Annotated in this window: 18 protein-coding genes, 1 tRNA gene, 2 pseudogenes and 1 riboswitch; of the genes and pseudogenes, 16 read left to right on the plus strand and 5 right to left on the minus strand. The window is 63.2% G+C overall.

Annotated features, from left to right (window positions below; all coding sequences use genetic code 11):
- The first annotated feature begins 7 nt into the window (after positions 1-7).
- The 5 genes from nuoN (at position 8) to ACZ89F_RS11275 (ending at position 4,869) form a co-directional block, all read left to right on the plus strand.
- On the plus strand, positions 8-1,444 hold the full coding sequence (gene nuoN, locus ACZ89F_RS11255) for an NADH-quinone oxidoreductase subunit NuoN (RefSeq protein ID WP_476091887.1): 1,437 nt from the start codon (positions 8-10) through the stop codon (positions 1,442-1,444).
- Positions 1,445-1,449: 5 nt separating this feature from the next.
- Positions 1,450-2,271, plus strand: a complete 822-nt coding sequence (locus ACZ89F_RS11260; RefSeq protein WP_476091889.1) for a biotin--[acetyl-CoA-carboxylase] ligase — start codon at positions 1,450-1,452, stop codon at positions 2,269-2,271.
- 136 nt (positions 2,272-2,407) lie between these two features.
- Positions 2,408-4,078 carry a ribonuclease J gene (locus ACZ89F_RS11265; protein ID WP_476091891.1) on the plus strand — a complete coding sequence of 557 codons (1,671 nt, stop codon included), beginning with the start codon at positions 2,408-2,410 and terminating at the stop codon, positions 4,076-4,078.
- 105 nt (positions 4,079-4,183) lie between these two features.
- A complete protein-coding gene (mce, locus tag ACZ89F_RS11270) occupies positions 4,184-4,588 on the plus strand; it encodes a methylmalonyl-CoA epimerase (protein ID WP_476091893.1) in 405 nt (134 codons plus the stop codon).
- Positions 4,585-4,869: a DUF1467 family protein gene (locus ACZ89F_RS11275; RefSeq protein WP_056596715.1), complete on the plus strand. Its 285-nt coding sequence runs from the start codon at positions 4,585-4,587 to the stop codon at positions 4,867-4,869. The genes mce and ACZ89F_RS11275 overlap by 4 nt, the downstream gene beginning before the upstream one ends.
- A 472-nt stretch (positions 4,870-5,341) precedes the next feature.
- Here the strand turns inward: ACZ89F_RS11275 and ACZ89F_RS11280 are convergent, their stop codons facing one another.
- Entirely contained in the window at positions 5,342-7,840 is a 2,499-nt protein-coding gene (locus tag ACZ89F_RS11280; protein ID WP_476091895.1) for a caspase family protein, read from the minus strand.
- A gap of 218 nt (positions 7,841-8,058) precedes the next feature.
- On the opposite strand from ACZ89F_RS11280, the gene proS reads away from it, so the two are divergent.
- From proS to ACZ89F_RS11300, 4 genes are all read left to right on the plus strand, one after another.
- On the plus strand, positions 8,059-9,387 hold the full coding sequence (gene proS / locus ACZ89F_RS11285) for a proline--tRNA ligase (protein ID WP_476091897.1): 1,329 nt from the start codon (positions 8,059-8,061) through the stop codon (positions 9,385-9,387).
- Entirely contained in the window at positions 9,384-10,670 is a 1,287-nt protein-coding gene (locus tag ACZ89F_RS11290; protein WP_476091899.1) for a lipoprotein-releasing ABC transporter permease subunit, read from the plus strand. The genes proS and ACZ89F_RS11290 overlap by 4 nt, the downstream gene beginning before the upstream one ends.
- Complete coding sequence (locus ACZ89F_RS11295; protein ID WP_476091901.1) at positions 10,622-11,350, plus strand: ABC transporter ATP-binding protein; 729 nt, start codon at positions 10,622-10,624, stop codon at positions 11,348-11,350. Before ACZ89F_RS11290 ends, ACZ89F_RS11295 begins: the two co-directional genes overlap by 49 nt.
- Before the next feature lie 444 nt (positions 11,351-11,794).
- Positions 11,795-13,045 carry a site-2 protease family protein gene (locus tag ACZ89F_RS11300; protein WP_476091902.1) on the plus strand — a complete coding sequence of 417 codons (1,251 nt, stop codon included), beginning with the start codon at positions 11,795-11,797 and terminating at the stop codon, positions 13,043-13,045.
- Positions 13,046-13,233: 188 nt separating this feature from the next.
- On the opposite strand, the pseudogene lipB reads toward ACZ89F_RS11300, so the two are convergent.
- Positions 13,234-13,976, minus strand: a pseudogene (lipB, locus tag ACZ89F_RS11305) (lipoyl(octanoyl) transferase LipB).
- A gap of 235 nt (positions 13,977-14,211) precedes the next feature.
- Between lipB and ACZ89F_RS11310 the strand changes: the two are divergent.
- From ACZ89F_RS11310 to ACZ89F_RS11320, 3 genes and pseudogenes are all read left to right on the plus strand, one after another.
- Positions 14,212-14,296 (plus strand) — tRNA-Leu (locus tag ACZ89F_RS11310).
- Between the two features lie 194 nt (positions 14,297-14,490).
- The gene (gene mgtE / locus ACZ89F_RS11315; protein ID WP_476091904.1) at positions 14,491-15,909 is read left to right on the plus strand and encodes a magnesium transporter; all 1,419 of its coding nucleotides are present in this window, start codon (positions 14,491-14,493) and stop codon (positions 15,907-15,909) included.
- Between the two features lie 150 nt (positions 15,910-16,059).
- A pseudogene (locus ACZ89F_RS11320) lies at positions 16,060-16,447 on the plus strand (MerR family transcriptional regulator).
- A 200-nt stretch (positions 16,448-16,647) separates the two neighbouring features.
- Here the strand turns inward: ACZ89F_RS11320 and ACZ89F_RS11325 are convergent.
- Both ACZ89F_RS11325 and ACZ89F_RS11330 read right to left on the minus strand, forming a co-directional pair.
- On the minus strand, positions 16,648-17,124 hold the full coding sequence (locus ACZ89F_RS11325; RefSeq protein WP_476091906.1) for a methyltransferase family protein: 477 nt from the start codon (positions 17,122-17,124) through the stop codon (positions 16,648-16,650).
- The gene (locus ACZ89F_RS11330) at positions 17,121-18,119 is read right to left on the minus strand and encodes an acetyltransferase domain-containing protein (protein ID WP_476091908.1); all 999 of its coding nucleotides are present in this window, start codon (positions 18,117-18,119) and stop codon (positions 17,121-17,123) included. Before ACZ89F_RS11330 ends, ACZ89F_RS11325 begins: the two co-directional genes overlap by 4 nt.
- A gap of 234 nt (positions 18,120-18,353) precedes the next feature.
- Between ACZ89F_RS11330 and ACZ89F_RS11335 the strand changes: the two genes are divergently transcribed.
- Complete coding sequence (locus ACZ89F_RS11335; RefSeq protein ID WP_476091910.1) at positions 18,354-19,553, plus strand: MFS transporter; 1,200 nt, start codon at positions 18,354-18,356, stop codon at positions 19,551-19,553.
- A 139-nt stretch (positions 19,554-19,692) separates the two neighbouring features.
- Here the strand turns inward: ACZ89F_RS11335 and ACZ89F_RS11340 are convergent, their stop codons facing one another.
- Complete coding sequence (locus ACZ89F_RS11340; RefSeq protein WP_476091912.1) at positions 19,693-20,868, minus strand: aromatic ring-hydroxylating oxygenase subunit alpha; 1,176 nt, start codon at positions 20,866-20,868, stop codon at positions 19,693-19,695.
- A gap of 139 nt (positions 20,869-21,007) precedes the next feature.
- Positions 21,008-21,204: riboswitch (cobalamin riboswitch) on the plus strand.
- Between the two features lie 36 nt (positions 21,205-21,240).
- On the opposite strand from ACZ89F_RS11340, the gene ACZ89F_RS11345 reads away from it, so the two are divergent.
- From ACZ89F_RS11345 to cobU, 3 genes are read left to right on the plus strand one after another with little or no spacing between them, the layout of a single operon-like run.
- A complete protein-coding gene (locus tag ACZ89F_RS11345) occupies positions 21,241-21,420 on the plus strand; it encodes a CbtB domain-containing protein (protein ID WP_476091914.1) in 180 nt (59 codons plus the stop codon).
- Positions 21,421-21,435: 15 nt separating this feature from the next.
- Entirely contained in the window at positions 21,436-22,242 is an 807-nt protein-coding gene (locus tag ACZ89F_RS11350) for a CbtA family protein (protein WP_476091916.1), read from the plus strand.
- Positions 22,235-22,750 (plus strand): bifunctional adenosylcobinamide kinase/adenosylcobinamide-phosphate guanylyltransferase, encoded by a 516-nt coding sequence (gene cobU / locus ACZ89F_RS11355; RefSeq protein ID WP_476091918.1) that lies wholly within the window; start codon positions 22,235-22,237, stop codon positions 22,748-22,750. The genes ACZ89F_RS11350 and cobU overlap by 8 nt, the downstream gene beginning before the upstream one ends.
- The last annotated feature ends 1 nt before the right edge of the window (position 22,751 follow it).

Consider the following 22,751-nt stretch of genomic DNA (forward strand, 5'->3'; position numbering starts at 1 on the left):
GCGAACCATGACGCCGGACCTTCTCTCCAGCCTGTCGCTCTCGACGCCAGAGCTGATCCTTGCCGTCGGCGCGCTGGCGCTGCTGATGGTCGGCGCCTATTCGCGCGCCAACACCGCCAACACGGTGACCGGCCTTGCCGTCGCTGTGCTGGTGGTCGCGGGCGCCTGGCTGATCTTCCAAACCGGGCAGGGCAGCGCCTATGGCAATGCCTTCATCCAGGATTCCTTTGCCCGCTTCATGAAGGTGCTGGCGCTGGTGGGTTCGGCGGTGACGCTGGCGATGTCGATGCGCTTCGCCAGGGCGGAGCATTTCGACAAGTTCGAATATCCGGTGCTGGTGCTGCTCAGCACACTCGGCATGATGCTGATGATCTCGGCCAACAGCATGATCGGGCTCTATCTCGGCCTCGAGCTGCAGTCGCTGGCCATCTACGTGCTGTGCGCGATCAATCGCGACAATCTGCGTTCGACCGAGGCGGGCCTGAAGTACTTCGTGCTCGGCGCGCTGTCGTCAGGCATGCTGCTCTATGGCATCAGCCTGGTCTATGGCTACACCGGCAACACCGGCTTCCAGGAGATCGCTTCGGCGCTGGGCAGCGGCGAGCGCCAGCTTGGCCTCGTCTTCGGTCTCGTCTTCGTGCTGGCTGGCCTTGCCTTCAAGATCTCGGCGGTGCCGTTCCACATGTGGACGCCGGACGTCTATGAGGGTGCACCGACGCCGGTGACGGCCTTCCTGGCGGCCGCACCCAAGATGGCGGCGATGGCGCTGATGGTGCGCGTCACCATGGGCGCGTTCAAGCCGATCGCCTCCGACTGGCAGCAGATCATCGTCTTCATCTCGATCGCCTCGATGGCGCTGGGCGCCTTCGCGGCCATCGGCCAGACCAACATCAAGCGACTGATGGCCTATTCCTCGATCGGCCATATGGGCTACGCGCTGGTCGGCCTTGCCGCCAACAGCCAGGCCGGCGTGCGCGGCGTTGCCATCTACATGCTGATCTATCTGGTGATGACGCTCGGCACCTTCGCCTTCATCCTCGCCATGCGGCGCAAGGAAGGCAATGTCGAGCAGATCAGCGATCTGGCCGGCCTGTCGTCGACCAATCCGATCATGGCGACGATCCTGACCATCCTGATGTTCTCGCTGGCAGGCATCCCGCCGCTCGCCGGCTTCTGGGGGAAGTGGTACGTCTTCCTCGCCGCCATCAACGCCAATCTCTACGCGCTGGCGATCATCGGCGTGCTGGCCTCGGTGGTGGGCGCCTATTACTATTTGCGCATCATCAAGATCATGTGGTTCGACGAACCGGTCGGTGGCTTCGTGCCGATGGCGACAGAATTGCGTGTCGTGCTCGGCGTCTCCGGCGCTTTCGTGCTGTTTTATGTGCTGATCGGCGGGCCGATCGGCACCTATGCCGAAGCCGCAGCCAAGACGTTTTTCTAGACGGCATGGCATTTCGGCTGGCTCCAACCTCGGCGTCGGAAGGGTTCCGGCTCGAGGCGCATGACAGTGTCGGCTCCACCAATGCGCTGGCGCTGGATCATGCAAGGGCAGGCGACGCCGGCAAATTGTGGGTCGTTTCCAAGAAGCAGGAAAGCGGGCGTGGCCGGCGCGGCCGTGTCTGGGCGACCCCCGAAGGCAACCTCGCGGCGACGCTGCTCGTCATCACCAAGGCAGAGCTTCGCCTTGCCGCAACGCTGGGCTTCGTCGCAGGACTGGCGCTGGCGGATGCGCTTGATGCCGTGGTGCCGAAGGGCCGGATTGCCATCGGCCTCGACGGTGGCAGCGAAGGCAAAAACCGTTTCGAGCTGAAATGGCCGAATGATGTGCTTGCCTCGGGCGCCAAGCTGGCTGGCATCCTGCTGGAATCGGCGATCCTGGAAGGCGGCCGTTTCGCGGTGGCGGTCGGCATCGGCGTCAATGTTGTGGCTTATCCCGAGAATTTGCCTTATCCGGCAACATCGTTGCGCGCACTGGGTGCGGCATGCGATGCGGAAACGCTGTTCCTGGCGCTGTCGGACGCCTGGAGCGAGAATGCCCGGTTGTGGGATGAGGGGCGCGGACTTGCCGCCGTCAGGCGACGGTGGTTGGCTCGCGCGGCGGGGCTCGGCGGCGAGGTTGCTGTCAGGATTGACGGTAATGTGGTGCGTGGGGTGTTTGAAACCATTGACGAAGACTGCCGTTTCGTGATCCGCGACGATGAAGGTTCGGTTCTGACGATCGCCGCCGGCGACGTGCATTTCGGCGCGGTGGCGTCGGCTCGGGTTTAGGGCGGCTCATTGTTTCGACAGAAACAGTGGACGGCTCTAACTATTTGTTTCTGAGCAATTCTGGACGGAAAACCGTTACACGCTTTTCCTGGAATTGCTTCAACGGCTTGGCCTGAGGGCCAGGAAGGAAAAAATCATGGCGAAAGCCGAAAACGCTGAACTCGTCTTCGTGCCGCTTGGCGGCGTCGGCGAGATCGGCATGAACTTCGCTCTTTACGGCTACGGCCCGCCCAGTGCGCGCGAATGGATTGTCATCGATGTCGGTGTGACCTTCCCCGACGCCAGCCTGCCTGGCGTCGATCTGGTGCTGCCCGACACGCGCTTCATCGAGGAGAACCTCGCCAATCTGCGCGGCATCATCATCACGCATGCGCATGAGGACCATTATGGCGCGCTGCTCGACACCTGGCCGAAGCTGAAGGCGCCGGTCTGGATGACGCCGTTCAGCGCCGGCTTGCTCGAAGCCAAGCGGCAAGGCGAACAGGGCGCGCCGAAAATACCGGTCACGATCTACAAAGCGGGGGAGAAATTCACCGTCGGCCCCTTCGAGATCGAAGCCATTCCGGTCGCGCACTCGATTCCCGAACCGATGTCGCTGGCGATCACCTCGCCGGCCGGCACCGTCATCCACACTGGTGACTGGAAGATCGATCCGGAGCCGACGATCGGGCCGAAGACCGACGAGGCGCGTTTCCGCGCCTATGGCGACAAGGGCGTTCTGGCGCTGATCTGCGATTCGACCAATGCGCTGCGCGAGGGCGAGTCGCCTTCTGAAGTGGCCGTCGGCGAGGGCCTCAAGGGCGTCATCCAGGCTGCCAAGGGCCGCGTCGCCGTGACCACGTTTTCCTCCAATGTCGGACGCATCGTCTCCATCGCCAGGGCGGCACGCGATGCCGGTCGCCAGTGCCTGGTGCTCGGCCGCTCGCTGAAGCGGGTCATCGATGTGGCTGGCGAACTCGGCTACATGGACGGTCTGCCGGAGTTCATCGCCGAGGAGGATTTTGGCTTCATTCCGCGCGAAAACCTGGTCATCATCTGCACCGGCAGCCAGGGCGAGCCGCTTGCCGCACTGGCCAAGCTGTCGCGCGAAGAGATGAAGTCGGTGTCGCTGACGGCCGGCGACACGGTGGTGTTTTCCTCGCGCACCATTCCGGGCAACGAGAAGGCGATCCTCGAGATCAAGAACCGCCTCATCGATCTCGGCGTCAAGATCATCGAGGACGGCGACGCGCTGGTGCATGTCTCCGGCCATCCGCGGCGCAGCGAATTGCGCAAGATGTATGAATGGGTGCGCCCGCAGATCGGCGTTCCCGTGCATGGCGAGGCGGCGCATCTGGTGGCGCAGGGGTCGCTGATGTCGACGTCGGGCATCGGCCAGGTGGCGCAGGTGCGCGACGGCGACATGCTGCGGCTCGCTCCCGGCCCTGCCACCATCATCGACCAGGTGCCGTTCGGCCGCGTCTACAAGGATGGCAGACTGATCGGCACCGATCAGGCGATGGGCATCCGCGACCGGCGCAAACTTTCCTTTGCCGGCCATGTCTCGGTCAATGTCGTGCTCGACGACAAATATGAGCTTGCCGGTGACCCCGATCTGGTCGCCATCGGCGTCGCCGAGGCCGATGGCCGTGGCGAGACGCTCGAAGATCTGATGATCGATGCGGCAATCGGCGCGGTGGACTCGATCCCCCGTCAGCGCCGAAAAGACCTCGACCTGGTGCAAGAAGCAGTACGGCGCGCCGTGCGCGGCGCCGCCAACGAAGCCTGGGGCAAGAAGCCGCTTGTGACGGTGTTCGTCACAAGGTGACGAAAGGGAGTAGGGCAGTAAGGCAGTAGGGCAGTAGGGATTTCGATACGAGGCACGGTCAGCTTTTCCCCTACTGTCCTACCTTGCTGCCATGAGGAAAAACCTATGCTCGGACGTCTGAACCATGTCGCGCTTGCCGTGCCGGACCTGACGGCAGCCGTCGCAGCCTATCGCAACACGCTGGGCGCCGAAGTGATGGAGCCGCAGGCGCTGCCGGAGCATGGCGTGACGGTGGTGTTCGTCAATGTCGGCAACACCAAGATCGAACTTCTGGAGCCTTTGGGCGAGGGGTCGCCGATCGCCGCCTTCCTGGAGAAGAATCCTTCCGGCGGCATGCATCATCTTTGCTACGAGGTCGATGACATCCTGGCCGCGCGCGATCAGCTCAAGGTGGCAGGCGCCCGCGTGCTGGGCGACGGCAACCCGAAGATCGGCGCCCATGGCAAGCCGGTGCTGTTCCTGCATCCGAAGGATTTCTTCGGTACGCTGATCGAGCTGGAGCAATCATGAGCTGGGTTTCGTTCACCGCCCTGTTTTTCGCGACCTGGTGGGTGGTGCTGTTTGCCGTGCTGCCGTTCAGCGTGAAGACGCAGGACGACGATCATGATGTGACGCTGGGCACGGTTCCAAGCGCGCCGCGCGGCCCCCACATGCTGCGCGCCGTGATCCGCACCACCGTCGCCACCGCGATCCTGATGGGCATTTTCTATGGTCTGACGCACGGCTTGGGATACAGCCTCAACGACATCCCGCACATCGTGCCGGATTTTGGCCAGACGCCAGCCAAATAGACTGTCCGGGTTTCGGACAGGAATGCCGTAACGTTTTGTGGTCGGGGGGTGCTGACGCAAGGTAAGGTGGTTTGGCAACGCGTTGCGCTAAGCAGGTGATTGCACAAAAAAAATGCAAGGCACAAGGCCTTGCAATTTAAACGCGTCCGATCTGTTTCCGGTTTCCGGCGGCAGCGAGTTACCGCGCCTAGATCGCATCCTCCCAAGACTTTGACCGCGTAGGAGAGCAGATTTTTTTCTGCCCTCTCGGTTATCGAGGCACATTAGCCTAACGCGAATGAAAATGTCACGAAGAATTTTGCCTCGAAACAGGCATTCTCGTGCTGCACTGCACAATAGTGTGGCAGGCTTTGCTTTCGAAACGTCCAGCAGGACCAGCGGAGCCTTTACCCACCCTTCTGAATTGTCGCGCGTAAAGAATTAGCGAGCCGCGCCCGAAGATGTTGGGCTCTCTCGCGCCTTCGGCTGGGCCCTATTTTACGAGGCCGGCCTCAGCCATTGCTTTCTCGACCATGCCGATCCAGCCTTCGTTGGCACCCGGCAAGCGTCCCTCCGATTTCAGGCCGATCAGCATCGCCAGCGCGGCCTTGAGATTTGCCGACGGGTCAACCCCGGCCACTGCCAGCTTATAGCGGCTGTAGGCGGCATCGACCATGCGCTGTGCGTTGCCCGGATCGGCTCGGGACTGCGCGTTGGCGATCACGAAACCGGCTTGGTACTCGGCTGCCGCGCCGATTTTGTCCCCCCTGCTCATCAGCATGTCGCCGATCCGGTTGTGGCCAACCGCAATGTCGCGCTGCCATTCGGCGTTGTCGGGGTCGAGTTCAGCCAGGTATTCCGCGATCGCCTGCCCTGAACGGCGGTCGGAGATCGCTCCGTCGAGGTCGCCAGCCTCGGCACGGGCGTCGGCCACCTTGCCCAGCGCAAGCTCGAGGTCACGCCGCCATAGCGTGTTGCCGGGATCCCGCGCCACCAGCTTCTGCGCGATATCGACGCTGCGCTGGTAGGGTTCGAAAGCCTTTTCGTTGTGCCCGGTAAGCCGCTGCAGGTCGCCGATAGCGGTGAGGCTGACGGTGATGTCGCGCTGCAGTTCGGCGTCGTCCGGCGTCTTCTTCGCCAGTGCCTCGGTGATCTGCAAGGACACTTCATATTCGGCGATCGAGCCTTCGAGGTCGTTGGTCAGCCTGAGCGCCAGCCCGACCTTGGAATGGCTGACGGAAAGGTCGCGCCGAAAGCCGTCATTATCAGGCGCTTTCTCGACCAGGAATTCGGCCACCTTGAGTGCCGAACGGTAGTTCGCCAGCGCGCCAGGTCCGTCGCCCGAAGTCCGCATGGCGTCGCCGATGCGGTTGAAGCAGACGGCGTAGTCGCGCAGATAGCCAAGCGTAGGCTCCTTTTCGAGGATCGCCTTCATTGTGGCGAGAGCCTGCTGGTAAAGCGCGATCGCGCCGGCGGTATCGCCCATCGCCTTCTTGACGTCGGCAACCTTGTTCTGCGCCACGGCAAGGTCGCGCTGGTGGTCAACCTTGTCGGGCTCGGCGGCCGCGCGTTTCTCGGCGGACCGGACCATCGAATCATAGGCTTTGCCGGCTTCCTGCAAATTGCCGACGGTCGTTTCCAGCGTGCCGATAAACTCCCAGGACAGTGTCTGCTGGTAGTGCGCGTCGTCGGGTATGTGGAAACCTTCGACATCAGCGTAGAGTGCTACGGCCTTGCGGTAGTCGTCGATGGCGAGGTCGTAGCGCAATTGCGCCCGCGAGGCGCCGCCGGCGAGATAATGTGTCGTTGCCTCCGATAGCGTACGCTCGATGAATCGGGTTTTCAGATCGTCGCGCGACTTGCCGTCTATATCCGCCGCCTTGCCAAGCAGTTCGCGTGCCTCGTCGAACGAGCCGAGCGCCAATTGCGCCTCGGCCTGTTGGCGCAGCGCCGTCACTTGCGGATCGGAGGAGGCGAAGTTGCGCAAATCGGCCCGGACCTTTGTGAAAGCGTCGGCCGCTTCCCGGAGTTTCTGCTGGCGTTGCCCTGGTCCCATCGCCTTGCCGTCGGAGGTGATAAGGGCGGCGTATAGCGGTGCCAGCGGCATGTCGGCGTTGGCCGCCACCGCCTCGACCTCGACGCGCAGGTCCGGCGTGACATCAGCCATGGCGAGCAGCAGCCGATCGCGCTCGGGCAGGGCGTCCTTGCTGGCCTGCGCGGCGAAGAAGAGTTGCGGCAAGCCGCTTTCGACATAGGGAAGCTGTTTGCCACGCGACAGATCGTAGACCTGCTGCTGCACCAGCGTCAGCACGGAGCGTATTTCCAGGCCGTCCGTGGGCAGGAACCTGGCCAAAGCGGCGGAAAACTCGGAGTTGCCTGATGCACCGTCGGAGGCGGTCTGCCCGGGCGCCGCGGAGAAGGCGAACAGCACGTTTTCCGCCCGCCCCATGCGTCCGAGGCCCGGCCTGGCTCCGGCTTTCACCTCCGGCGCAATGGACACCACGCCGCGTCCTTCACCAGATTGACCGTCTCCGGATTGACCAAAAGGGTTGTCGCGGCAAGCATCGAGCACCACGAGGCCGATCTTGCCGACCGCGGTCACCGTCTCGCGTACCTCTTCAAGCTGAAGGGTTGTGGCCTTCAATCGATCCAACGAAGACGGATCGGCATCGACCGGCAGAAGCCGGTTGTCGCCCGCGATCTCGACGCCATGACCAGAGAAATAGATCAGCGCGACATCCGCGCCGGTTGCGTCGTCGCGAAAGTCCTCCAGCGCGCGGCGCATACGCTTCAAGTCACGGTTCGCTTCGGTTGTGACGTCGAAGCCCAGCTTTTTCAGCGCGGTTTCGATCGTGCGGCTGTCGTTCACCGCGTTTTTCAGCGGACGCAGATTCCGGTAGTCGTCGGCCGCCAGGATGAGCGCGACCCGCCGCTCGGCATGGACCGCCGAGACGAAAAAGACCGCCAGGATGACTGCCAGGTAAAACCGCAATGACCCAATCCACCCCCGTCTGACAGACTCCCACGGCTTGTCAGTGCAAGCAAGCCGGCGCGACAAGATGCAGGAACTGAATGGATTGCGGGCGCGAAGGCATCGATGTGCCGCCTTCGCCGGGTTCCCATTGCGCCATGAAATGGCTATGAAGCCGGGTCAAGCAAGCCTGCGTCGCGTCGATTCTGGCGCGGCCATCCTCACTCACGGACCTGTCCATGCGTTTGTCGCGCTATTTCCTGCCTATCCTCAAAGAAAATCCGCGCGAGGCTGAAATCGTCTCGCACCGGCTGATGCTGCGCGCCGGCATGATCCGCCAGCAGGGGCAGGGCAGTTTTTCGTGGCTGCCGCTCGGCAAGCGGGTGCTGGACAAGGTCTGCCGCATCATCCGCGAGGAGCAGAATCGCGCCGGCGCGCTGGAAATCCTGATGCCGACCATCCAGTCGGCCGATCTGTGGCGCGAAAGCGGCCGCTATGACGACTACGGCAAGGAGATGCTGCGCATCAAGGACCGGCAGGACCGCGACATGCTCTACGGCCCGACCAACGAGGAAGTGGTCACCGAGATCGTCCGCGCCTATGTGAAGTCCTACAAGGACCTGCCGCTCAATCTCTACCATATCCAGTGGAAGTTCCGCGACGAAGTGCGGCCGCGCTTCGGCGTCATGCGCAGCAGAGAATTCCTGATGAAGGACGCCTATTCCTTCGACCTCGACTTCGAGGGCGCCAAGGCGGCCTACAACAGGATGTTCGTGTCCTATCTCAGGACTTTTACGCGCATGGGGCTGCAGGCTATACCGATGCGGGCCGACACCGGGCCGATCGGCGGCGATCTCAGCCATGAATTCATCATCCTCGCCGACACCGGCGAAAGCCAGGTCTTCTGCCATCGCGACTATCTTTCGCTCGATGTGCCCGGGGCCAATACCGACTTTGCCAATGACGGCGAGATCGCCGATATCGTCAAGACGTGGACGACGCCCTACGCCGCCACCGACGAGATGCATGACGAGGCGGCGTGGGAAAAGATCGGCGAGACCGACAAGGTTTCGGCGCGCGGCATCGAGGTTGGCCACATCTTCCATTTCGGTGACAAATATTCGAAGCCCATGGGCGCCAAGGTGACCGGGCCCGACGGCAAGGATCATTTCGTCTCCGGCGGCTCCTACGGCATCGGTCCGTCGCGCCTGGTCGCGGCGATCATCGAGGCCAGCCATGACGACAACGGCATCATCTGGCCGGAAGCCGTGGCGCCGTTCGACATCGGGCTGATCAACATGAAGGCGGGCGACGCCGAGTGCGACCGCGTCTGCGACGAGCTGCATGCCGCTTTCGTCGCCGCCGGCAAGGACGTGCTCTACGACGACACCGACCAGCGGCCCGGCGGCAAGTTCGCCACCGCCGATCTGATCGGCCTGCCATGGCAAGTGATCGTCGGGCCGCGTGGTGTCGCTGCTGGCGAGATCGAGATCAAGAATCGCAAGACCGGCGAGCGCGAGACGCTGCCGATCGCGGACGCGAAGAAGCGCTTCGGTGTCGCTGCATGAGCGAGGCGGTGGCGGCACGGTCGGCGGGCGCCGGACCCTTTTCCATCTTCGAGCGCATGGTCGCGTGGCGCTATCTGCGCTCGCGGCGCAAGGAGACGGTGATCTCGGTGATCGCCTCGATCTCCTTCCTCGGCATCATGCTGGGCGTCGCCACGCTGATCGTGGTGATGGCGGTCATGAACGGCTTCAGGGCGGAGCTTTTGACGCGCATCCTAGGCGTCAATGGCCATCTGATCGTGCAGCCGCTCGATTCGCCGCTGGAGGACTACGCGCAGGTCGCCGGCCGCATCAATGGTGTATCAGGCGTCAAATACGCCATCCCGCTGATCGACGGCCAGGTGCTGGCGCAAGGCAATGTCGGCGGCGGCACCGGTGCGCTGGTGCGCGGCATCCGCGGTGAGGATCTCAGCAAGATCGCCATCGTCGCCAGCAACATCAAGCAGGGCTCGATTGCCGATTTCGACAGCGGCGAGGGCGTCGCCATCGGCAAGCGCATGGCCGAGAATCTCGGCCTGACGCTTGGTGACACCATCACCTTGATCTCGCCCGACGGCGACGTGACCCCGATTGGCACGACGCCGCGCATGAAGGGCTACAAGATCTCGGCGATCTTCGAAGTCGGCATGTCCGAATATGACACTTCCATCGTCTACATGCCGTTCTCCGAGGCGCAGCTCTATTTCAACATGGACGGCCGGGCGCAGACGATCGAGATCTATGTCGACAATCCCGACGATGTCGACGCGCTGAAACCGAAGGTGGAGGCGGCGGCGCAGCGGCCGATCGACATGGTCGACTGGCGCCAGCGCAACGAGACCTTCTTCTCAGCCCTGCAGGTCGAGCGCAATGTCATGTTCATGATCCTGACGCTGATCGTGCTGGTGGCGGCGCTCAACATCATCTCCGGCCTGATCATGCTGGTGAAGGACAAGGGGCACGACATCGCCATCCTGCGCACCATGGGGGCGTCGCGCGGCGCCATCCTGCGCATCTTCCTGATGACGGGTGCGGCGATCGGCGTGACGGGCACGCTCGCCGGTGTGTTGCTCGGCGTGCTGATCTGCACCAACATCGAATCCATCCGCCAGTTCTTCTCGTGGATGACCGGCAAGGTGCTGTTCAACCCGGAACTCTATTTCCTCAGCCAGCTGCCGGCGAAGATGGATCCGCGCGAGACGACCTATGTCATCCTGATGGCGCTCGGGCTGTCGTTCCTGGCAACGGTGTTTCCGGCATGGCGGGCCGCGCGTCTCGATCCTGTCGAAGCCTTGAGGTACGAGTAGTGGCCGAGGTCATTATCGAGCTGAAGAGCGTCGAGCGGCACTATGTCCAGGGGCCGCGCAAGCTCACCATTCTCAATGGCGCCGATTTCGCGCTGAAGCGCGGCGAGATGGTGGCGCTGGTGGCGCCGTCCGGCACCGGCAAGTCGACCCTCTTGCACACTGCCGGCCTGCTGGAGCGTCCCGACGCCGGCGACGTCATCCTGGCCGGCCGGGCCTGCGGGCGGCTCTCCGACGACGAACGCACGGCGATCCGCCGCAACGATGTCGGCTTCGTCTATCAGTTCCATCACCTGCTGCCGGAGTTCACGGCGCTGGAAAACATCATGATGCCGCAGCTCATCAAGGGGCTGAGCCGCAAGGAGGCATCCGAGCGCGCGGCGCAGCTGCTCGACTACATGCAGATCGGCAAGCGCGCGTCGCACCGGCCATCCGAGCTCTCCGGCGGCGAGCAGCAGCGCGTCGCCATTGCACGCGCGGTTGCCAATGCGCCACTGGTGCTTTTGGCCGACGAGCCGACCGGCAACCTCGACCCGGTCACTGCCTCCTATGTGTTCGACGCGCTGGGCGCACTGGTCAAGCAATCGGGCCTCGCCGCGCTGATCGCCACCCACAATCACGAACTGGCATCGCGCATGGACCGGCGGGTGACGCTGGCCGACGGCAAAGTGGTGCCGCTTTAGTCTCCGATGTCGTCATCCTAGGGTCTGCGCGCGTCGCTCCTTGCTCCGCCATAGGATGACGAAGCGATGGGTGTATTGGCCAATCGCAAAGGCTGCGATCTGCCCACGTAGCACTGTCCGACGCCCCGTAACTTTTCCTTAACCCTGCCGAATTGATCGCCGCGATTCCGGAAAATGCCCGGATTGTGCGCGTTGACATTGAAACAAAATTAGAACAAACTACGAACATATCAACGACAGGAGAGAGTTATGACCGATCTGGTTCAGGATGTCATCTCACTGGTTTGCATGAGCACCTTCCTCGTTTCCATGGCGATCTGGATCGGAGCCATGTGATTTGGCGGCATTCGCCGCCGTGATCCTGAGTGGGCTATGACCCGTTCCGCCGTTAAGCTTTTCTTGCCGCCGCGACGTTAGGGTGCCCTGAAAGACAGGGAGCGTCGCGTGTCGCCCATCGTCACGGCCATTCTGGTGGCCAGCAATCTCGGGCTGATCTTTCTCTTGATGACCGTGCCGCTTGGTCTGCGCACGGTCCGGCTCAGCCGCGTGATAGCAGCGGACCGGCAGCGCCTCTGGCAGGCGCTGTGGCCGCTCGGCAGCGATGCCGGCTGGTCCGGCGAGATCCTCTCGGCCGAAGCGTCGGACGGCGAGGGCGTGGCTCGAATCATGCTGTCCTGGGAAGGTCGCGACGGCAGGCCGATCGAGCGCAAGTCGCGGTTTGAAGACGTGGTCGAGGGCAGCAGCTTCTCGATGCGTGTCCTCGATGACACCGCGCTCGACGCTTCGTTCTGGAAGGATTTTCGCGAAACCGCTGAACTCGTTTCCGAGGGCAACGGTACGCGGGTGACGCTCAGCCAGACCGATCGCTACCGCGGCGTTGCCTTCCTGGTGTTCCGCTATTTCGCCATGCGCCGCGAACTCTCCAAGCTGCAGCGCTGGGCGCGGACCGGGCAGTATCGCAAGGGCGGCTGGTTCGAGCATCCGCTGAGCCAGGTCGGCTTCGCCGCGCTGTCGGCATTGATCCTGTGGCCGTTCTTCGGGCTTCATTTCGGCGGGCTGGCGCTGGCCGCGATCCTCACATCGGTGGTCGCCCTGCACGAGCTCGGCCATATGGCGGCATTTCGCCTGATGGGCCACAACAGGGCGCGGATGATCTTCATCCCGCTGCTCGGTGGCATCGCCATTGGCGGGCGGCCCTATGACAGCCGTTTCGAGGTGGCCTTCGTGGCATTGATGGGCGCCGGCTTCTCCGCCTTCCTGGTGCCGATCGCAATCGCCGCCAGTACCTTTGCCGGTGCGGAAGGACATCGGCTGGCGGCAATGCTGCTGGCGGCTCTGGCGGGGTTTGCTGCTCTGTTCAACATCGCCAATCTGGTGCCGGTGTGGAAATTCGATGGGGGCCAGGTGCTGCGCCAGATCTGCCCGGGGCCGATCGCGCTGGCACTGGCCTCGTTTTTCCTGCTCTCGGCCTTTCTGGCTGTGGGTTGGCAGGCCGGCTTTTCCGCCAATTTTCTGCTCGCGGCGGGAGCGGTGTTTTCGATCCTCAGCCTGCTGACGATGAGCAGCGGGGTAAAGCCGCGTTACGAGTTGAAGCCGATTCGCGCCATCGACCGCTTCGCCATGGCGGCAGCGCTGCTAGCGGTGTTCGCCATCCATGGCTACGGCGTATTGTGGGCCTCCGCCCAGCTCATCTAAGGTGTGTTGATATTCAGGTGATGCTGGCCTGCAAATAGCTGATACCTGCGCTTCCCCGTCTACCGCGTCGCGGTAGAACTGTGCTCACGTACCTAAGTACGCTCCGCTCCGGTTCTCGGTATCAGCCATTTTCGACTCGGCCTGACCTGAATCTCAACACACCTTGAGCCGTACCGGATCGGGAAGTCTCAATCGGCCTTGCGTGGGGCTTCGACAGGCAGAGCCGTGCGGGGCCGAAGACATCCTCGAAGGCGGATTTCAGCGCCAGATCAAGGTCGGCCATCGTCAGGGGAAGGCCGAGGTCGACGAGGCTGGTGACGCCGTGGTCCTGCACGCCGCAGGGCACGATGCCGCTGAAATGGTCGAGGTCGGGCTCGACATTGATGGCAATGCCATGAAAGCTGACCCAGCGCCGCAGCCTTATGCCTATTGCCGCGATCTTGTCCTCGGCCGGCGAGCCGTCCGGCAAAGCAGGGCGATCCGGCCGCACCACCCAGACGCCGACCCGGTCCTCGCGGCGTTCGCCCTGCACGTTGAAGGCGGCCAGCGTGCCGATGATCCACTGTTCGAGCGCCGCAACGAAGGCGCGGACGTCCTCGCGCCGCCGCTTGAGATCAAGCATGACATAGGCGACCCGCTGGCCCGGCCCATGATAGGTGTATTCGCCGCCCCGTCCTGCCGCAAACACCGGGAAGCGGTTCGCGTCGATCAGGTCCTCGCCGCGGGCGCTGGTGCCGGCGGTGTAGAGCGGCGGGTGTTCGACCAGCCAGACCATCTCGCCGGCAGCCCCGCTTCGGATCGCCTCGGCGCGCGCCTCCATGAAGACGATCGCATCCGGATAGGCGGTGAGGCCAGGTTCGATGCGCCATTCGACCGGAGCCGAACCGGGGAGCGGCAGGAAAGACATGGCGATCTGGCTGCGTTCTGGCATGATGTGTCGCTTTTTGCTTATGCATGTTGTGACCCCAAAACCGCCTTGCACTTTTGGGCGACATGCATTTGCCCTCCATATGGCGATATCGGGCCGAAACGTCCAGTTCGGGCTATGCATTCGAACCCTGTGGAGCATTATGCCAATCGCCTGACATTATTGCTTGCCGTGCACTTGTTTCGCCGGAAACGATTTGCTACACGCCGCGAGCCGGTCGGTTCCGGCTCTACCACGTGCGGTCGTGGCGGAATTGGTAGACGCGCAGCGTTGAGGTCGCTGTGGGGCAACCCGTGGAAGTTCGAGTCTTCTCGACCGCACCATTCCCTCTTCCCAGAATCCGATTTGTGCCAGCCTCCGTCCGCTACGGGCAGGGCGCATTTCGTTTGATATTCCCGCACTTTACGCCACTTTTCCTTTGAGCACCGGATTCTCCCAAAACCGGTTTCCACTTTTGTGTCCGATGCTCTAGACCTGAGACGCACCTTTTCCGGGATTGCGATGGCGGGAGGCGCTGGTGGAAGGCGAGCACGAACGGACGACCGGCGCCAGGGCCGCCGAAGAACATCACGCCGACATCTATGGCGAGGACGGCGCCGTCCTTTCGTCCTTCCTGGCGCGGATTGGCGCGGCGATCGCAGACCGCGACACGCTCACCCTCAAGCATGAAGTCGACGACCTGCATCAGTCGGAACTCGGCGACCTGCTCGAGGCGCTGCATCCCGAACAGCGCCGCGCGCTTGTCGAACTCCTGGGCGCCGACTTCGACTTCTCCTCGCTGACCGAGGTCGACGAAGCGATCCGTATGGAGATCGTCGACAATCTGCCCAACGCGCAGATCGCCCAGGCGGTGCAGGAGCTCGATTCCGACGACGCCGTCTACATTCTCGAAGACCTCGAGAAGGAAGACCAGGACGAGATCCTGTCGCAGTTGCCGTTCACCGAGCGGATCAGGCTACGCCGTTCGCTCGACTATCCCGAAGAGACGGCCGGCCGGCGCATGCAGACCGAGTTCGTCGCGGTGCCGCCGTTCTGGACGATCGGCCAGACCATCGACTACATGCGCGAGGACAAGAACCTGCCTGAGCGCTTCAGCCAGATCTTCGTCATCGATCCGACCTTCAAGCTGCTCGGCGCCATCGACCTCGACCAGATCCTGCGCACTAGGCGCTCGGTCAAGGTCGAGGAGGTCATGCATGAGACGCGGCACGCCATTCCTGCCACCATGGACCAGGAAGAGGCGGCGCGGGAATTCGAACAGTATGACCTGCTTTCGGCCGCCGTCGTCGACGAGAACGAGCGGCTGGTCGGTGTGCTGACCATCGACGACGTCGTCGATGTCATCCAGCAGGAGGCCGAGGAAGATCTGATGCGCATGGGCGGCGTCGGTGATGAAGAACTGTCCGACAGTGTTTTCTCCACCTCGCGCTCGCGCGTTCCATGGCTGTTGATCAATCTGTTGACGGCATTCCTGGCCGCATCGGTGATCAGTCTGTTCGATCGCACGATCGAGCATATCGTGGCGCTGGCGGTGCTGATGCCGATCGTCGCCGGCATGGGCGGCAATGCCGGCTCGCAGACCATGACTGTGACGGTGCGGGCGCTGGCGACAAAGGATCTCGACATCTACAATGCCGGCCGCATCATCCGCCGCGAGATGGGCGTCGGCTTCATCAACGGCATCGTCTTCGCCATCCTGATCGGCATCGTTGCCGCGGCCTGGTTCCGCGACCCCAATCTGGGCGGCATCATCGCGGCGGCGATGATCATCAACATGTTCGCAGCCGCCCTGGCCGGCATCCTGATCCCGCTGTTGCTCGACCGTTTCAAGGTCGATCCGGCGGTCGCTTCGGCGGTCTTCGTCACCACGGTCACCGATGTTGTCGGCTTCTTTGCGTTTCTCGGCATTGCCACGTGGTGGTTCGGTGTGCCCTGAAGACACCTGTCGTGCTCAATTGACTTTTACGTAAATGCCATGCGAGGCTTGCGTGGGGCGCGATGTCGATTCCGGCATGGCATGGGTTTGGTTCGGGACGGAAGGGCGACGCATGGCGATCGTTTGGGATTCCGGCGTGCGGGAGTGGCAATGCGAGAATATTATTCGATCACCGAGTTGACTCGCGAGTTCGACGTGTCGACGCGGACGCTGCGCTTCTATGAGGACGAGGGGCTGGTGCAGCCGGTGCGGCGTGGCCGTACGCGGCTGTTTCGCCCGTCCGACCGCCACCTCATCCGCCAGATCATGCGGGGAAAACGGCTCGGCTTCTCGATCAACGAGATCCGCGAAATCATCCAGATGTACAAGGCGCCCGCCCGGCGAGGTGGGTCAACTCAAGCTGATGATCAAGCGCATCGAGGAAAAGCGCGAGGATCTCAGGCAGAAGCGCCGCGACCTTGAAGAGACGCTCGCCGAACTCGACCAGGCCGAGGAGTCTTGTGTGGAGCGGCTGGTGGAGCTTGGCGTGAACACCTGAGCCTTCGTCATCCTAGGGCGAAGCAGGAGCGTAGCTCCGTCGCGAAGACCCTAGGATCCATGCCATACCCTCAGTCATGGAATGCAACGGAGCAGCATTCTGCGCCGTGGCATCGTGCAGAAGTCGCGGCATGGATCCTCGGGTCTGCGCTGCGTAGCTACGCTCCTTGCTCCGCCCGTGGATGACGAAGAAGTTCCAGCTCAAATCCAGCGCCGCACGCGTTTTGCGTAATCGCGGTATTTCTTGCCGAACTTCGCTGCGAGCACCTTTTCCTCGCCTTCGATCGCGACCTTCTGCGTGGCATAGGCAGCGATGAACGCGAGAGGCAGGAACCATACGATCCCCGAGACAAGGGCGACGCCGATCAACAGCAGCGTGTTGGCCAGATACATCGGATTGCGGGTGATGCCGAAGGGACCCGTGGTGACAAGGTGATCGGGCACCGCGTTGGGGTTGAGCGTGGTCTTGGCCCGCATCATGGTGCGGATCGCGGTGAACCAGAGTGCGGCGACGGCGAACAGTGCCACCCAGCCGGCGGCGAACAGGATATCGCCCAGGATGTCGCCGATCCAGGGCAGGGGGTAGAGCAGGCCAAGCGCGATGCTGATGGCGATGGCGGCGATATAGATCAGCGGCGGCCACGGTATAAGCCCCGGCTTCGGCTGGTTATCGGTCATTTGACCCCTTCCTCCATCAACTTGCTGTCGGTTTTGGCGGTGCACATCCCAGCAAGATCGGACAAATGTGCCTTCCATTCCGCAGTCTGGTCGTTGTTGTAGAGCCGATCAAGCGTGGCCTCGCCCTCGAGCGTATCGAGCATGCAGACACAGTAGCTCGAACAGAACTCGGTGTCGCGCGACTGCTCGCAAGACAGCTGGCAGGTTTTGAGGAAGTTCACCTGCGGGGTTTCGACCTGTGCCGGCATGATCTGCGAGAACAGCCACACGCAGCCGATCAGCAGCGGCTGGTGGATCAGGTAGAAGGCCAGGCTGTGGCGGCCGATGAAAAGCAGCGGGTTGGCCCAGCGGCCGGGCTTGAGGTTCGCCAGCCACGCCAAGACACCCGCGCCCGCGGCAAGCTTGGTGACGCCGATGCCGACAAGCACAGCGCCGAACCATGGAAACATCGGCACGTAGTCGTTGGAGCGCGGATTGTTCGCCGACAGGCCGACCCACCATAGCCACGGGTGATCGAACGCCTCGAAGCGCAGATAGACAGGCGCCGCGATGATGAGCGCGGCAACGACCAGCGTCAATAAAGCCGGCAGCCGCAGGAAGGCGAGGCCAAGCAGGCTGGCCAGCGCGATCTCGTGCAAGATGCCGAAGAAGATGAAACCGTCCGGGGTGGCGATGCGGGTGACGACCGAAATCGCGATCGCGGCTCCAGCGACCATGGCGAACCGCTTCCAGAAGCCGTTCCAGCGGATCTTTTGGCCATGGGCGAGATACAGGCTGACGCCGACCAGGAACAGGAAGGTCGAGGCGATGCAACGCGCGTAGATCTTCCACCAGCCGAAGGCGGTCAGGCCGGGATCGGTGTAGCCGAAGAATTCCAGGTCCCAGGTGAAATGGTAGCTCGCCATGGCGATCAGCGCGATGCCGCGCACGATGTCGATGGCGACGATGCGCTTTGGTCGATCCTGAACGGGTGCGGTCGGCGTTTGGATGCTCATGGTCTCGCATTCTGATTCAGCCCCGCTGGAGGACTATCACGGTTGCCCCGGACAAAAGAAGACCGAGAGCTTTGCCAAGGACTGTGCCGCGGCCGTTGGATCAGCCGCCGCTTTGGGCCAGTGGCGGGAAGCCTTTGACCGGTTTCGCTTTTTGCCGGCTGCGCGTCGGTTTCCTCTTATTGGCGCGGGGGGCGCCACGGCAGATTTGACCGGTGATTCTGCTTTGGGGAAGCAATGTCCACCCATGTGCGCCATCCGATCTGGCTACCGGCCCTCAAGGCCGCGGATGCGCGCACCTTCGCGTCGCTCTATGCGGTCGAATCCTTCGCCCGCGCCACCGTGTCGAGCGTCATCCCGATCCAGGCCTACGAGATCCTCCACAACGAGCAGATCGTCTCGATCCTCTACACCGTCGTGGCGATGCTCGGCCTGTCGGTGACGCTGTTCATGCCGATGCTGATCCGCCGCTTTGCCCGCCGCTGGGTCTACACATCAGGCGCCTGCCTGCTGGCCATCGGCTCGCTGTTCTTCGTCACCGACACGCTTGCCGGGCAATTGGCCGGCATGCTGTGCCGGGTGATGGGCGCCAGCGCGCTGTCGATCACGCTCAACCTCTACATCATGGACCACATCCGCAAGACCGATTTCATGCAGGCCGAATCGCTGCGCATGGCGTGGTCGATGCTGGCCTGGACCGGTGGGCCGACGCTCGGCATCTTCCTCTACACGCGCTTCGGCATCTATGCCGCGCATGGCGCGGTGGCGGTGTTCGCGTTTGCCCTGCTGGCGCTGTTCTGGACCTATCGGCTCGGCGACAACCCGTCGATCCGTCCGGGCAAGACGCGACCGGCCAACCCGCTCGCCAATATAGGCCGCTTCATCGCCCAGCCCAGGCTGCGGCTGGCCTGGCTGATCGCCTTCGGCCGCTCTTGTTTCTGGACGACGTTCTTCGTCTATGGGCCGCTGTTCATGGTGATCACCGGCGAGGGCAAGCTGGCCGGTGGCCTGCTGGTTTCGGCCGGCAACGCGCTTTTGTTCATGGCCATTTTCTGGGGCAAGGCAGGAAAGCGCTTTGGCGGCCGCAGGACCATGACATTCGCCTATTTCGCCATATCGGCCATGCTGCTGGCGGCGGGCCTCGTCGGCGAAACCGTGCCGCTGCTCACCGGCGCCTTCCTGCTTGGCGGCGCCTTCTTCACCATTGCACTCGACGCACTCGGCTCGACCGCCTTCATGCGCTCGGTGCGCTCCTATGAAAGATCGCAGATGGCGGCGGTCTATCGCACCTATCTCGATTTTTCCGAACTGACGCCGCCGCTGGTCTATTCCGTGGTGCTGGCCTTCTTCGGGCTCGGCTCGGTGTTCGTCACGCTCGGCCTGCTGGCGGCAGTCTGTGGCTTTGTGACCTGGCGTTATCTGCCGAAATCGCTTTAGTCGACCTTGATAATTCTACTCCGGCGGACATCTGTCGCGATTTTCTCCGCTTCCGGTGCTCACGGACCCAAAAGTCCGCTGCGCTCCGGTTCTCGAAAACCACTCCATATGCCTCGTCGGAGCGAATTCTGAAGGCCGACTAGGTGGTTGCCTTGCGTACTGCGTGGCGCTCGCACACCCAGTTGTGGAAGCGGTGCAGGTCGTATTCCTCGGGCATCAGCACGCCGGCTTGGTGGCGCATCGAGCGCAGGCCTCTCTGATTGACCTCGCAGATATCAGCGTCCTCCTCCAGCACCTGCGTGCCGAAGGCGACGATGTTGTCGATGTCGGTCGTGGCGAGCGCTTCGGGCGCGAACAGCCACTCCGCGACAAGCTCGGTCTGCTCGGGGCCGAGCGGCACCAGCCGCACCGTCCTGACATAGTCGACATGGCCGACGACGAACATCGACGGCAGGCTGGTGGCGTATGTCTGGCCCGCAGTGCGCTCGGCCGGTGTCAAGCTCGAGAAGACCGGCCCATGCGCCTGGCCGTCGCGCGACCAGGTTTCGGCGCCGGCGCGCAGGCCGCCGGAAAACTCCGGCGCGTCATTGTCGGCATGGCGAACCCATTCGGGATCGTCGTGACGGCCCATCAGGCCGCGGCCATAGATCGGCACCAGCCGCGACAGGTCCTTGTGGACGCCTGGGCAATGCAGGCACTCGTTGAAGTTTTCCCAAAAAATCTTCCAGTTGCAGTTCATCACCTTGCGCAGCACGTGGCCGCTCACCAGCGTCTCCAGCGGCCAATTGCCGAGATCGCCGGAGGCGGGATCGAAGGATGTTTGCGCCGAGCCGGCGGCGTCCTCCTGCAGGTTGACGAAAACGAAGCCGCGCCACACCGAGAGTGCTACCCGATAAAGCGGATGGTCGGCCTTGTCGAAGCCTTCAGGCAGCGATTTCGACGGCACACGCACGAGGTCGCCACGCAACGAGTAGGACCAGGCGTGGTAGGGACAGGTGATCAGCCGCGCCTTCAGCCGACCTTCGCTTTCCTGGCAGAGCTGCGAGCCGCGATGGCGGCAGGTGTTGTGAAAGGCGCGCAGTTCGCCGGTCTCGTCACGCAGCACGAGGATGTCTTGCGTGCCGATGCGGAATCTGCGGAAAGCCAGTGGTTGCGCAAGGTCGGCCTCGCGGCAGACGAGCAGCCAGCTTCGATACCAGATGGCGTCGAGATCTTCTTGATAGCTGCCTGCATCCCAATAGGCCGAAGACGGCAGCGTCGGTTCGGCCCGGGTCAGGCCATTGTAGGGATCGCGCTCGCTGGCAGTGGGCTGCATGGCTGGCTTCCTCCAAGGATGCCAGCCGACACCCGGCCAGGAAAATTGTCAATTGCGGCACCGGCGGGCCTCGGCTGGTACGACGCATTCGCAATGGTTGTCGGCGGAATTTGGTTTGCCGGAGGCGAGGATTCTGCCTATAGTCGCTGATGTCGTCGGTTCCATTTTGGAGCCAAGAGGGAATGCGGTGCGGGCGAGTTTCGCCCAATGCCGTGGCTGCCCCCGCAACTGTGTGCGGTAGTCCTCTCCATATGCCACTGAAGATTTTTTCTTCGGGAAGGTGGGGAAGGGCGCTGATCCGCGAGCCAGGAGACCTGCCGGCGACAGGAAACTGACTTCGATGCCCTCGGGTGGAGGGCGAAAGGACAAGACATGACTACCGCTTCCGTCTCCCTCGGCGCCGCCGTCTCCTCGCAGTCGCGCTTCATGCAGCTCGCGCTCGCGGCGCTGCTCGGCATCTTCGTCATCGGCTTTGTCGGCTTCTCGCATATCGATGCGGTCCACAATGCAGGCCATGACAATCGCCATTCGATGGCGTTTCCCTGCCACTGACGAGGATCTGACATCATGAATCTGTTTCGCAACGTCGTGTTCATCGCGGCGATCGCCGGGCTCGTGGCTGGCGTCGTTCTCGCCTGCATGCAGGCCTATGCCACCGTGCCGCTCATTCTCAAGGCGGAAGTCTACGAACAGGCCGAAGGCGGCCACAGCCATGACCATGCCGCGGCGCCTGCCGACGCCACCAGCGGCAACGCGATGAGCTCGGCCGCACCGGCGACAAACACCATGAGCGCCGCCACGCCGGCACCGGCGGAAGCGGCGGCTCCCGCTGAGGACGAGGGCTGGGCGCCGGCCGACGGCTTCGAGCGTTTTGCCTTCAACGTCGTTTCCAATGTCGTCACCGGCATCGGTTTCGCGCTGATCCTGGTCGCGGTTTCCGAATTCGCCGGTGGCATCGGTGGTTGGCGTCAGGGCGTGTTCTGGGGCTTGGCCGGCTTTGCCGTGTTCACGCTGGCGCCGGGCCTCGGCCTGCCGCCGGAACTGCCGGCCATGCCGGCGGCCGACCTGACCCAGCGCCAGATCTGGTGGACGGCAACCGTGGTGGCGACCGCCATCGGCCTTGGCCTGATCGCGTTCCGCAAGTCGCTGCCGCTGGCGATCCTGGCCGTGGCGTTGATCGTCGCGCCGCATATTGTCGGCGCGCCGCAGCCCGACAGTTTCGAGACGCCGATCCCTGAAGGCCTGCATCACCAGTTCGTGGTGGCGGTGACGCTGACCAATCTGGTGTTCTGGCTGGTGCTCGGCGCGGTCGTCGGCATGGTGCGTGGCCGCTTCACCGGCACGGCGACCAGCCTGCGCGACAGCTTTGCCTGAAGGCAGGGCCCTGACCTTCCTCATCGGTGGTGCGCGCTCCGGCAAGAGCGCGCACGCCGAAACCCTGGCGACGGGTTTGCCGCCGCCATGGACTTATGTCGCCACGGCGCAAGCCTATGATGACGAGATGCGCGAACGCATTTCGCTGCACCGGTCGCGGCGCGGCGAAGGCTGGACGACCATCGACGCACCGCTCGATCTCGCCGGCGCGCTCGCGGCCTTGCCGGACGACCAGCCGGTGCTTGTCGACTGCCTGACGCTGTGGCTGACCAATCATATGCTGGCCGAACATGATCTCGACCTGGAATGCCGGCGATTGGCGGACGTGCTGTCGCGACCACGCGGACCGTGGTTCGTGGTGTCCAATGAAGTCGGCCAGGGTATCGTACCGGACAATGCACTGGCGCGCCGTTTCCGCGATGCCGCCGGCCGGCTCAACCAGCAGGTCGCTGCCATCGCCGACACGGTGCTGCTGATGGTGGCGGGATTGCCGCTCAAGGTGAAATGAC

This window comes from Mesorhizobium sp. USDA 3734, from assembly GCF_056279665.1.